The sequence below is a fragment of the Streptomyces sp. NPDC001678 genome (genome assembly GCF_042892945.1).
In the GTDB taxonomy this organism is placed as follows: domain Bacteria; phylum Actinomycetota; class Actinomycetes; order Streptomycetales; family Streptomycetaceae; genus Streptomyces.
In genome coordinates, this window is sequence record NZ_JBIAUP010000006.1 from 512,442 (window position 1) to 524,254 (window position 11,813).

10 protein-coding genes are annotated in these 11,813 nt (G+C 71.7%); 8 read left to right on the forward strand and 2 right to left on the reverse strand.

What is annotated here, in order from left to right:
* Window positions 1-495, reverse strand: coding sequence for a metallopeptidase family protein (locus ACFYZR_RS16545; RefSeq protein ID WP_391910664.1), 495 nt, complete (start codon window positions 493-495; stop codon window positions 1-3).
* Between the two features lie 273 nt (window positions 496-768).
* Here ACFYZR_RS16545 and ACFYZR_RS16550 point away from each other — a divergent pair, with 273 nt between their 5' ends.
* The 6 genes from ACFYZR_RS16550 (at window position 769) to ACFYZR_RS16575 (ending at window position 6,694) form a co-directional block, all read left to right on the forward strand.
* Window positions 769-1,209 carry a DUF3499 domain-containing protein gene (locus tag ACFYZR_RS16550; protein ID WP_391910665.1) on the forward strand — a complete coding sequence of 147 codons (441 nt, stop codon included), beginning with the start codon at window positions 769-771 and terminating at the stop codon, window positions 1,207-1,209.
* Between the two features lie 96 nt (window positions 1,210-1,305).
* Window positions 1,306-2,664: a phosphomannomutase/phosphoglucomutase gene (locus ACFYZR_RS16555; RefSeq protein ID WP_391910666.1), complete on the forward strand. Its 1,359-nt coding sequence runs from the start codon at window positions 1,306-1,308 to the stop codon at window positions 2,662-2,664.
* Between the two features lie 213 nt (window positions 2,665-2,877).
* Window positions 2,878-3,063 (forward strand): Trm112 family protein, encoded by a 186-nt coding sequence (locus ACFYZR_RS16560; protein ID WP_391910667.1) that lies wholly within the window; start codon window positions 2,878-2,880, stop codon window positions 3,061-3,063.
* 89 nt (window positions 3,064-3,152) lie between these two features.
* Window positions 3,153-4,325 (forward strand): SIS domain-containing protein, encoded by a 1,173-nt coding sequence (locus ACFYZR_RS16565; protein ID WP_391910668.1) that lies wholly within the window; start codon window positions 3,153-3,155, stop codon window positions 4,323-4,325.
* A gap of 130 nt (window positions 4,326-4,455) precedes the next feature.
* Window positions 4,456-5,667, forward strand: a complete 1,212-nt coding sequence (gene manA / locus ACFYZR_RS16570; RefSeq protein WP_391910671.1) for a mannose-6-phosphate isomerase, class I — start codon at window positions 4,456-4,458, stop codon at window positions 5,665-5,667.
* A gap of 82 nt (window positions 5,668-5,749) precedes the next feature.
* Window positions 5,750-6,694, forward strand: coding sequence for a cation diffusion facilitator family transporter (locus ACFYZR_RS16575; RefSeq protein ID WP_391910673.1), 945 nt, complete (start codon window positions 5,750-5,752; stop codon window positions 6,692-6,694).
* Window positions 6,695-6,854: 160 nt separating this feature from the next.
* Here ACFYZR_RS16575 and ACFYZR_RS16580 read toward each other — a convergent pair whose 3' ends face one another.
* Window positions 6,855-8,918 carry a fructose-specific PTS transporter subunit EIIC gene (locus ACFYZR_RS16580; RefSeq protein WP_391910675.1) on the reverse strand — a complete coding sequence of 688 codons (2,064 nt, stop codon included), beginning with the start codon at window positions 8,916-8,918 and terminating at the stop codon, window positions 6,855-6,857.
* Window positions 8,919-9,279: 361 nt separating this feature from the next.
* Here ACFYZR_RS16580 and ahcY point away from each other — a divergent pair, with 361 nt between their 5' ends.
* Window positions 9,280-10,734 (forward strand): adenosylhomocysteinase, encoded by a 1,455-nt coding sequence (ahcY, locus tag ACFYZR_RS16585; protein WP_391910677.1) that lies wholly within the window; start codon window positions 9,280-9,282, stop codon window positions 10,732-10,734.
* 72 nt (window positions 10,735-10,806) lie between these two features.
* Window positions 10,807-11,427 carry a hypothetical protein gene (locus ACFYZR_RS16590; protein WP_391910679.1) on the forward strand — a complete coding sequence of 207 codons (621 nt, stop codon included), beginning with the start codon at window positions 10,807-10,809 and terminating at the stop codon, window positions 11,425-11,427.
* Window positions 11,428-11,813 lie beyond the last annotated feature (386 nt).

Below are 11,813 nucleotides of genomic sequence, written 5' to 3' on the forward strand. Positions count from 1 at the left end.
TCAGTCCTGCCCGTAGCGCGGGTCGACCGACTCGGGCGCGAGCCCGAGCAGCTCCGCCACCTGTTCCACCACGACCTCGTGAACGAGCAGCGCCCGCTCGTCACGCGTTTTGGTACGGATCTCCACCGGACGGCGGTAGACGACGATCCGGTCCGGGTCCTCGCCCCGTGCGGCGACGTACCGCCCGAGCGGCACGGTCTCGCCGTCCAGGAGCGCCTCCAGCGGGTCGTCGCCGGGCCGGGTGCCGGGCTCGGCCGGCACCTCGTGGACCAGGAACTCGACGGCCGCCAGCTGCGGCCAGCGCCGCTCCAGCCGCTCCGCCGAGTCCTGGACCAGGTCGACGAAGGCGTCGGCCCTGCTGACCGACAGCGGCACCTGCGGAGGCGCGAGGGGGCCGCGCATACCGCGTCCATGGCGGTCGCGGCGGCGTGGCCTGGGCCCGGCGGGACCGGGGGTGTCCCCGGCGGCGGCCGGAGGAGGTACGGGGCTGTCCATCACACCCGAGGGTATCCGCCGGCCGGCCGAATGCGCGGGGTAGCCGCCCATCTCCCGGCATGTCGCCCGATGAGCGTTCCGGCCATGTCTGCGATCAATTGCAGCCACCCGCGGGATCGGCGTTCCCATGCCGAATGACACTATGTGTACCCGCTGGTGACAGTTTTCTTTGTCACCGGATGCCTGTTCCCCCGGTCCCGACGGGGGCGACCAGGTCGTTCGACAACGCTGTCCACGGTGCGAACCGGGACGACACGGAGGAGTGAGCCGGGGGTGAGTCGTCGCGGCCCGCTCAAGAGTGCGGTACCGTCCAACCTCGTGAGCCCTGTACGTCGCTGTTCGCGCACCGCGTGCGGCCGCCCGGCCGTCGCGACGCTGACGTACGTCTACGCCGATTCGACCGCCGTTCTCGGCCCGCTCGCCACCTACGCCGAGCCCCACTGCTACGACCTGTGCGCCGAGCACTCCGAGCGGCTGACCGCGCCGCGCGGCTGGGACGTCGTCCGTCTCGCCGTCGACAGCGGCCCCGCCCGTCCCAGCAGTGATGACCTCGAAGCACTCGCCAACGCCGTGCGCGAGGCCGCGCGCCCCCAGGAGCGCACAGCCGGTCCGAGCGCCGTCCCGGGCGCGGTCGCTCCGACGGGCCGGGGGGCCGACCCGATGGAGGTCGCCCGCCGAGGCCACCTCAGGGTCCTGCGTTCGCCGGACTCCTGACGGCTCGTAGCGGCCCCCGCCCCCGCGCGTGGTCCGGCCGGACGGTGACGGCAGGTAGGTTTGTGGTCCCGTACCGGAGTCCAGGAGGGGTTGGCTGTGGCTGATCTGTCGCAGATCGTGAAGGCGTACGACGTGCGCGGCGTGGTCCCCGACCAGTGGGACGAGTCCATGGCCGAGCTCTTCGGCGCGGCCTTCGCCCAGGTGACCGGCGCGAGCGCGATCGTCGTCGGCCACGACATGCGCCCCTCCTCCCCGGGTCTGTCCCGGGCCTTCGCCCGCGGCGCGGCCGCGCGCGGCGTGGACGTCACCGAGATCGGCCTCTGCTCGACCGACCAGCTCTACTTCGCCAGCGGGCAACTGGACCTGCCCGGCGCGATGTTCACCGCCAGCCACAACCCCGCGCAGTACAACGGCATCAAGCTGTGCCGCGCGGGCGCCGCCCCCGTCGGGCAGGAAACCGGCCTCGCCGAGATCCGCACCCTCGTCGAGGGCTGGCTGGACACCGGCGCCCCCGAGCCCGCCGCCACCACCGGCACCATCACCTCGCGCGACGTCCTCGACGACTACGCGGCGCACCTGCGCTCGCTGGTGGACCTCAAGGGCATCCGCCCCCTGAAGGTCGCCGTCGACGCGGGCAACGGCATGGGCGGCCACACCGTCCCGACCGTCCTCGCCGGGCTCCCCGTCGACCTCGTTCCGATGTACTTCGAGCTGGACGGCACCTTCCCCAACCACGAGGCCAACCCGCTCGACCCCAAGAACCTCGTCGACCTCCAGGAGAAGGTCCGCGAGACGGGCGCCGACATCGGCCTGGCCTTCGACGGCGACGCCGACCGCTGCTTCGTCGTGGACGAGCGCGGCGAGCCCGTCTCCCCTTCCGCGATCACCGCCCTGGTCGCCGCCCGCGAGCTGGCCAAGCACCCCGGCGGCACGATCATCCACAACCTGATCACCTCGTGGTCCGTGCCGGAGGTCGTCGCCGAGCACGGCGGCAAGGCCGTCCGCACCCGTGTGGGGCACTCCTTCATCAAGCAGGAGATGGCCCGCACCGGCGCGATCTTCGGCGGTGAGCACTCCGCGCACTACTACTTCCGCGACTTCTGGAACGCCGACACCGGCATGCTGGCGGCGCTCCACGTCCTCGCGGCCCTCGGCGGCCAGGACGGCCCGCTGTCCGGCCTCGTCGAGCAGTACGACCGCTACGCCGCCTCCGGTGAGATCAACAGCACCGTCGCCGACCAGGCCGGCCGCGCCGCCGCCGTCCGGGCCGCCTACGCGGACGCCGACGGCGCCACGCTGGACGAGCTCGACGGCCTCACGGTGGCCACGTCCGACTGGTGGTTCAACCTCCGGGCCTCGAACACCGAGCCTCTCCTCCGCCTGAACGTGGAGGCCCGCGACCCGGAGACGGTGACCCGCATCCGCGACGAGGTCCTGTCGATCGTCCGAGCCTGAGCGTTTGCGGGCAATCGTTCCGCAGGGCGATGGGGGTACCTCCCATGCCGTTCAGGCTATGGGGGAGGGTGGGCGCAAACCGGACCACCGGCCCGCACCGGAAGGGGGCCCGGGGCGAAGCCCCGGTTTCGGGAAGGGGCGGGTCAGGGGAAAATCCACCGCCCACGCGACTACGCTGACACCACAGCGCAACAACCCCCGAAGGGAAAACCCATGCCGCTCGAAGCCGGTCTCCTGGAGATCCTCGCCTGCCCGGAGTGCCACGCCTCCCTCCGCGAGGAGACCCCCTCCGAGGACACCCACGAGCTGGTGTGCGAGAGCCGGAGCTGCGGCCTGGCCTACCCCGTCCGGGACGGCATCCCCGTCCTCCTCGTGGACGAGGCCCGCCGCCCCGCATAGCAGCGACGGCGGCGTCCGACGGCGGGCGATCCCGCGACCCCGTACCCCACGGCGCACCCCACCCCACGGCACACGGAGGCTGAACAACGGTGTTCGACGAGTCCCTCCTCGATGACCCCGACGGCCTCTCCCGAGCCGACCTCCACGGTCTGCTCCGGGGCGCCGCGGAATCCGGCGCCCGGGTCCGTACGGCTGTGCGCGACGCCGCCGAAGCCGGGATCGACGCGCTCCGGCCGGACGGCCGCCCGCGCGCCGTCCTGGTCGCCGGCCCCGGGCCCGCGGGCGGTTCCACCGCCGACCTGCTCGCCGCGCTCGCCGGGGACAGCTGCCCCGTCACCCTGATCCGCCCGGCGGGCGTCGCCCCCGCCCCGGGCGCCCTGCGCTGGACCCTGCCCGGCTGGACGGGCCCGCTCGACCTGCTGCTCGTCGCCAGCCCGGACGGTACGGAACCGGGCCTGGCGCTCCTCCTGGAGCAGGCTTACCGGCGCGGCTGCACCGTCGTGACCGTCTCCCCGGCCGGCTCCCCGCTCGCCGACGCCACCGCCCAGGTGCGCGGCCTGGCCATCCCGCTGACCGTCACCCCGTACGAGGCGGCGATGGCGGGTGCCACCCCCCGGAACGACGACTCCCTGGTCCCCCTGCCCACCGGCCCCGGCACCCTCTGGTCGCTGCTCACCCCGCTCCTCGCCCTGGCCGACCGCATCGGCCTGGCCGAGGCGCCGCCCGCCGCCCTGGAGGCGCTCGCCGACCGGCTCGACCACATCGCCGAGCGCTGCGGGCCGGCCATCGCCACGTACAGCAACCCCGCCAAGACCCTGGCGGCCGAGGTGGCCGACACCCTGCCGCTCATCTGGACCGAGGGCGAGCTCGCGGCGGCCGTCGGCCGCCGGTTCGCCACCGTCCTCGCCGCGCTCGCCGGGCGTCCCGCGCTCGCCGCCGAGCTGCCCGAGGCGCTGACCGCGCACGGCACGCTGCTGGCCGGGGACTTCGCGGCGGGCGCCGACCCCGAGGACTTCTTCCGCGACCGGGTCGAGGAGTCCGAGGCCCTCCACGCCCGGGTGGTCCTGCTCCGCGAGCGCGGACCGGACGTCACCTCACCGGCCGGGGCCGCGCGCGAGCTGGCCCTGCACCGCGACACCCCCGTCAGCGAGCTGGAGGCCGACGAGGACAGCAGCCCGCTGGAGACGGCGGCCGACCTCCTCGCCACCACGGACTTCGCCGCCGTCTACCTCGCGCTCGCCGCCAGACCCGCGAGGCCATGACGACCCGAGCCGGCAAGCCCGTAAGTCCGGCAAGCGCGTAAAGCCCGTAAGTCTGCAAGCCCGCAAGCCCGTAAGTCCGCACGAGAGTCCGCAAGCCCGGTCCCGTACCGACAAGTCAGGAACCGTCCCCATGGACCGCCTTCTCAACACCGTGCGCCCCTACGCCTGGGGCTCCACCACCGCGATCCCCGGCCTCCTCGGCACCGAGCCCACGGGAGAGCCCCAGGCCGAACTGTGGATGGGAGCCCACCCCGGCGCCCCCTCCCGAGTCGACCGGGGCACCGGCCCCGTCGCCCTGAACGAGGTGATCGCCGCCGACCCGCGCCGCGAGCTCGGCGACGACACCGTGGCGCGCTTCGGCCCCGGCCTGCCCTTCCTGTTCAAGATCCTCGCCGCCGCCGACCCGCTCTCCCTCCAGGTCCACCCCGACCCGGCCCGGGCCGAGGCCGGCTACGCCGACGAGGAGGCACGCGGCGTCCCGGCCGACGCCCCGCACCGCAACTACAAGGACGCCAGCCACAAGCCCGAGCTCATCTGCGCCCTCACCCCCTTCGAGGGACTCTGCGGATTCCGCGCCCCCGACGCCACCGCCGAGCTGCTCTCCGCCCTCGGCGTCGACAGCCTCAAGCCGTACGTCGACCTGCTGCACGCCCACCCGGAGAGCGCTGCCCTGCGCGAGGTCCTCACCGCCGTACTCAGCGCGGAGCGCGACGCCGTCGCCGGGACCGTGACCGAGGCGGCCGCCGCCGCCGAGCGGCTCGCCGCCGAGGACGGCCCCCACCGCGCGGCCTACGCGGCCTACGCCACCCTCGCCCGGCACTACCCGGGCGACCCCGGGGTCCTCGCCGCGATGCTCCTCAACCACGTCCTCCTCCAGCCCGGCGAGGCCCTCTACCTCGGCGCCGGCGTCCCGCACGCCTACCTCTCCGGCCTGGGCGTGGAGATCATGGCCAACTCCGACAACGTGCTCCGCTGCGGGCTCACCCCCAAGCACGTCGACGTCCCCGAGCTGCTGCGCGTGGTCCGCTTCGAGGCCACGCCCCCGGGCGTCCTGCGGCCCGAGGCCGACGTCGACGGTGCGGAGGTGTACGAGACGTCGGTGGAGGAGTTCCGCCTCTCCCGGTACGCGCTCGCCCCCGGCTCCGCACCCCACCGGCTCGACGCCCGCACCCCCCAGATCCTGCTGTGCACCGCGGGCCGGGCCCTGCTGCGCGGCGAGGACGGCACGGAACTGGCCCTCGCGCGGGGCGAGTCCGCATTCGTAAGGGCGGGGGAGCGGGTCGAGCTCGCCGGCGAGGGATCCGTCTTCCGCGCCACGGTGGGCGCGACGACCGCCGCCTGACCCCGACCCGGCCGAACGGCTGCGACAATGACCGGCCGTAACCCGTGAACAGCCGCAGGGGCGGAAGGGACGACCCGCGCACATGAGTGCATCAGGCGGTACCAAGGCCATCGTCGCCGCGCTGGGCGCCAACCTGGCCATCGCGGTGGCCAAGTTCGTGGCGTTCGCCTTCAGCGGCTCGTCGTCGATGCTCGCGGAGGGCGTCCACTCGGTCGCCGACGCCGGCAACCAGGCGCTGCTGCTCCTCGGCGGCAAGAAGGCCCAGAAACAGGCCAGTGAGGAACACCCCTTCGGGTACGGCCGGGAACGTTACATCTACGGCTTCCTCGTCTCGGTCGTGCTCTTCAGCGTCGGCGGCGTCTTCGCGCTCTACGAGGGCTACGAGAAGATCAAGGAACCGCACCCGCTGGAGCACTGGTACTGGCCCGTCGGCGTGCTCGTCTTCGCCGTCGTCGCCGAGTCGTTCTCCTTCCGCACCGCCATCAAGGAGTCCAACGCCCTGCGCGGCGAGCAGTCCTGGAGCTCCTTCATCCGCACGGCCAAGGCGCCCGAGCTGCCCGTGGTCCTGCTGGAGGACTTCGGCGCGCTCGTCGGCCTCGTCCTAGCCCTGGGCGGCGTGGGCCTGACGCTCGCCACGGGCGACAGCGTGTGGGACGGCATCGGCACGCTCTGCATCGGCACCCTGCTGGTGCTGATCGCGCTGGTGCTGGCCGCCGAGACGAAGTCCCTGCTGCTGGGCGAGGCCGCGGGCCCGGACCAGGTGGCGCGGATCCGCGAGGCGGCGGTGGACGGCGAGACCGTCACCCGCGTCATCCACATGCGCACCCTCCACCTGGGGCCCGAGGAACTGCTGGTTGCCGCGAAGATCGCGGTACGGGGCGAGGACACGGCGACCCAGATCGCCCACGCGATCGACGCGGCGGAAGCCCGCATCCGCGAGGCGGTCCCGATCGCCCGGGTGATCTACCTGGAACCGGACATCTACCAGCCCGAGCCGCTGGCTCAATCCAGCCCCTCCGGCGTTTGAGGAGCGGGGGTTCGGGGGGCGGAGCGTGAACTCAGCCCGTCCGGCGTTTGAGGACCCGGGGGTTCGGGGGCGGAGCCCCTGAAAGAAACGGGAAGGGGCGGGACCGGGGACCCTCAACACCCCCGGCGCCACCCCACAACCGGGCCCCTCCCCCCGCCCCCTACCCAACCTCGGCCAGCACCCCGAGCACCGCCCCCTCATCCCCCGCGTCCAGCAACCGCTCCCGGAACCCCGGATCCAGCAGCTTCCGCGCCAGCAGCGCGAGAATCCGCAGGTGCTCCTCCCCGGCCAGCGCCTCCGGTACGGCGATCATGAAGATCAGCCGGGCCTTGGAGCCGTCCAGCGCCCCCCAATCGATCCCCTCGGCGGACCGGGCGAAGCCGACGACCGGGGCCGACACCGCGTCCGTCTTCGCATGCGGAATGGCGATCTCCTCGCCGAGCCCGGTGGTGCCCAGCTCCTCCCGGGCGAGCGCGGCCGTGACGAGCGCGTCGACGTCCCGGACCTGCCCCGTGGCGGTCAGCAGCTCCGCCAGCTCCCGGATCGCGGCCTCCTTGCGGCCCGCCGCGAGCTCCAGCCGCACGGTCTGCCCGGTGAGATAGCCGGACAACACGCCGGATGCCGCCTCGGGCACGACCGGCGCCGCACCCACGGCCGTACCAGCCGTACCGGCACCGGCCGCACCGCCCGCCCGAGCGACAGCCACCCCCACAGCGCCGCCCCCGCCCCCGTCGGCACCCCCACGCTCCCCACGCCCCAACGCCATCAACGTCACCGTCGTCAACGCCGTCACCACCATCCCCACCCCGATCGCGATAAAGAACATCGGCACACCGCTCACCGCCCCCAGCACGGCCACGATGGGCCCGCCGTGCGGCACGCTGTCGCCCACCGCCGCGAGCCCCGCGATGGCGCCCGCCACCGCGCCGCCCAGCATGTTCGCGGGAATCACCCGCGCCGGGCGGGCTGCGGCGAAGGGAATCGCTCCCTCGGTGATGCCGAAGAAGCCCATGAAGAGGGCGGCCAGCCCCGTCTCCCGCTCCTGCTCGCTGAACATCCCGCGCCGCAACAGCGTCGCCAGCCCCTGCCCGAGCGGCGGCACGGGGATGGCGGCGGCGCACATGCCCATGATCTCCGGGTTCTTGGACACGAGACCGGCGCCGAAGAGGAAGGCCGTCTTATTGACCGGACCGCCCATGTCGAAGGCGATCATGAGGCCCAGGAGCACGCCGAGCAGCGCCGCGCTCGTCCCCGTCAGACCGCCCAGCCAGTCCGTGAGGTGCTCGAAGACCCAGGCGATGGGCCTGCCGAGGACATAGATGAAGAACAGACCGAGGATCGAGGTCGCCAGCACCGGGATCACGATGATCGGCATGATCGGCCGGACGAACTTCGGCACCCGGAGCTTCTTGATCCACAGGACCAGGTAGCCGGCCAGGAAGCCCGTCACGATCGCCCCGATGAAGCCCGCGCCGGACTTGGAGTCGTACAGCGCGCCCGTGTTGGCGATCCAGCCGCCGATCACGCCCGGCACCAGCGCGGGCCGGTCGGCGATGGCGTAGGCGATATAACCGGACAGGATCGGCACCATCAGCGTGAAACCGATGACACCGATGTCGTTGACGTGCTTCCAGAACGTTCCGTCGGGGATCACCAGCCCGCCGTCCGGCCGGGGATGTCCGCCCAGCGCCAGCGACACCGCGATCAGCAGCCCGCCGACCACGACGAACGGGATCATGTACGAGACGCCGTTCATCAGCGCCCTGTAGACGGTCCCGCGCCCCGGCCCGAGGACGCCCGGCGCGCCCCTGCCCGCGAGCGTGCCCGAGACCGCTCCCGCGCCCGGGACCGCTCCCGCGCCCGGCTCGTGCACCGGGGCCTCCAGCACCCGCTCGATCAGCTGCTCCGGGTGGTGGATGCCCTCGGCGACGCCGACGACCAGCAGCCGCTTGCCCACGAACCGGCTGCGGTCGACGTCCTTGTCGGCCGCGATGATGACGCCGTCCGCCTGGCTGACATCGTTGTCGGTCAGTACGTTCTCGGCACCGATGGAGCCCTGCGTCTCCACCTTGATGTCGTGGCCCAGCGCTTCCGCCGCCTGCGTCAGCTTCTCCGCCGCCATGTACGTGTGCGCGATACCGGTCGGACAGGCGGTCACGGCAAGCAGTTTGAGCCGCCGCCCATGCCGCGTCGCGGGGGCGGACGGATCCGCTGATGGCGTCACGTGGATCTCCTCACAAACTCATCGTGCCCGCATCCTGCAACACCTGACGGTCCGACGGACAGGTCGTCAGGGGCGAGTCCGGAACCCGGCCCTCGGGGCTGTGGCTCGGCAGGGGCACCGGTGTAGATTCGTGCCAAGAGCCAGACGTCGCTGCTGATGGCAGGTCGGGCGGCCCGCGCGACGGACCGGCCGAGGGAGAGAGGGCCTCCGACGGACTGGGCTGCGGCCGGGGGAGCAGTGTGCGACCGATCGCGCCGCGGACCGAGCTCAGTGGGTCCGCGCCACGACCGGACGACGACGCTGTCCGTCCGCATGCACAGCCGTACCCACTCCCGCTCGCCCCTGTAGGAGGAGCAGCCGTATGACTACCACCACCGGTCAGGACTTCAAGGTCGCGGATCTGTCGCTGGCGGCCTTCGGTCGTAAGGAGATCACCCTCGCCGAGCACGAGATGCCCGGCCTGATGTCGATCCGCAAGGAGTACGCGGAGGCGCAGCCGCTGGCGGGCGCCCGTATCACCGGCTCCCTGCACATGACCGTGCAGACCGCCGTCCTCATCGAGACCCTGGTGGCACTGGGCGCACAGGTCCGCTGGGCGTCCTGCAACATCTTCTCCACCCAGGACCACGCGGCCGCCGCGATCGCCGTCGGCCCGAACGGCACGCCCGAGAACCCGCAGGGCATCCCCGTCTTCGCCTGGAAGGGCGAGACGCTCGAGGAGTACTGGTGGTGCACGGAGCAGGCGCTGACCTGGCCGGGCACCCCCACCGGCGGCCCGAACATGATCCTGGACGACGGCGGTGACGCCACCCTCCTCGTCCACAAGGGCGTGGAGTTCGAGAAGGCGGGCGCCGCTCCCGACCCGGCCACGGCCGACAGCGAGGAGTACGCCCAGATCCTCACCCTCCTCAACCGCACCCTCGCGGAGAACCCGCGGAAGTGGACCCAGCTGGCGTCCGAGATCCGCGGTGTCACCGAGGAGACCACCACGGGCGTCCACCGCCTTTACGAGATGCAGCAGGCCGGCACGCTGCTCTTCCCCGCGATCAATGTGAACGACGCGGTGACCAAGTCGAAGTTCGACAACAAGTACGGCTGCCGCCACTCCCTCGTCGACGGCATCAACCGCGCCACCGACGTCCTCATCGGCGGCAAGGTCGCGGTCGTCTGCGGCTACGGCGACGTGGGCAAGGGCTGCGCCGAGTCCCTCCGCGGCCAGGGCGCCCGGGTCGTCATCACCGAGATCGACCCGATCTGCGCCCTCCAGGCCGCCATGGACGGCTTCCAGGTCACCACCCTGGACGAGGTCGTCGAGACCGCCGACATCTTCATCACCACGACCGGCAACAAGGACATCATCATGGCCTCGGACATGGCCAAGATGAAGCACCAGGCCATCGTCGGCAACATCGGCCACTTCGACAACGAGATCGACATGGCCGGCCTCGCCAAGCTCCCCGGCATCGTCAAGGACGAGGTCAAGCCCCAGGTCCACACCTGGACCTTCCCCGACGGCAAGGTCATCATCGTGCTGTCCGAGGGCCGCCTCCTCAACCTCGGCAACGCGACCGGCCACCCCTCCTTCGTGATGTCGAACTCCTTCGCGGACCAGACCCTGGCCCAGATCGAGCTCTTCACCAAGCCCGAGTCCTACCCGACCGACGTCTATGTCCTGCCCAAGCACCTGGACGAGAAGGTCGCCCGGCTCCACCTCGCCGCCCTCGGCGTCAAGCTCACGACGCTGCGCCCGGAGCAGGCGGCGTACATCGGAGTGAAGGTGGAGGGCCCGTACAAGCCCGACCACTACCGCTACTGACCAGCCCGGCTGGTAGAACAGGCCCCCGCCCCCAAGGCGGGGGCCTGTCCCATTCGCGTCAAGGACCCCACCATGCCTCGCGGCCGATACTCCCTTTACGACCCCCACGACCATTCCCCCCTCGGTGAAGAGCGCTTCCACTGCGCCACCGGCCCCTCGGGCTGGCGCTATGTCTCCCAGCTCACCGCCCCGTCCGGCACCCCCACCGGCTCGGTCGACCTCGCCATCGACGACCTCGGCCGCCCCATCCGCCTCCAGCTCCAGAGCTCCGACTGGCAGGTGCGCGGTGCCGCCCTCGACGGAGTCACCTGGGTCCGCACCGACCCGACCGGCGAGCACGCCACCGAGGGCAATGTCCGCGCCCATGCCTTCAGCGGCGCGTCCCCCGCCTTCTACGTGGCCATCTCCCGGATGCTCCGCCTTTCCCCCGGCGGCGAGCCCACGCGCGTCCGCCTCGTGGCCTTCACGCCCCCCGTGCTCGCCCCCCTCACCCTCGACCAGTCGTGGGCCCTGGTCGACAGGACAGCACACGCCACTGACAGTGGCCCCCTGGAAGTGGACGAGTACCAGGTCAGCCACCTGGACACGGGGGAGCAGCACTCCATCCACATCGCCGGGGACGTGATCCTCTCGGCGCCCGGCATCGAGCTGGAGGAGCTGGAGAGCCCGCCGTCGTCATGGGCACCGCGCTGAGCCTGGTAGTGTTCTCTTCGCCCCACGAGGACCGTTGACACGGGAGGAGTGGGGAGGTAGATTCGAACGGTTGCGACGAACTGGACTGGATCCAGCGCAACAGCTAGTATCTACCAAGCTTCGGTCGGTGAATCGGATACATCGGATTCACGCGGAGCACTCCGAATCCTTATCGGGAACCGAAAGCCGATGTAAATCGGCCGGAAAGATTCTGATAAACTCGGGAAGCCCGCTCCGACCGGGCACCGGAAATGAATTCCGAACTGAACTGCTTCGAATGAGAAGCGGTAAGGAACGGAAAACGGATCTGGTAAGGTTGGAAACACCGAAGGGAAGCCCGGAGGAAAGCCCCAGTAATCAACACTGTGGGTGAGTACAAAGGAAGC

Bases quoted from the DNA above. Each gene is read 5' to 3' on its own strand.
- ACFYZR_RS16545 (WP_391910664.1), bottom strand. From the start codon at position 495: ATGGACAGCCCCGTACCTCCTCCGGCCGCCGCCGGGGACACCCCCGGT.
- ACFYZR_RS16560 (WP_391910667.1), top strand. From the start codon at position 2,878: ATGCCGCTCGAAGCCGGTCTCCTGGAGATCCTCGCCTGCCCGGAGTGC.
- manA (WP_391910671.1), top strand. From the start codon at position 4,456: ATGGACCGCCTTCTCAACACCGTGCGCCCCTACGCCTGGGGCTCCACC.
- ACFYZR_RS16575 (WP_391910673.1), top strand. From the start codon at position 5,750: ATGAGTGCATCAGGCGGTACCAAGGCCATCGTCGCCGCGCTGGGCGCC.
- ahcY (WP_391910677.1), top strand. From the start codon at position 9,280: ATGACTACCACCACCGGTCAGGACTTCAAGGTCGCGGATCTGTCGCTG.
- ACFYZR_RS16590 (WP_391910679.1), top strand. From the start codon at position 10,807: ATGCCTCGCGGCCGATACTCCCTTTACGACCCCCACGACCATTCCCCC.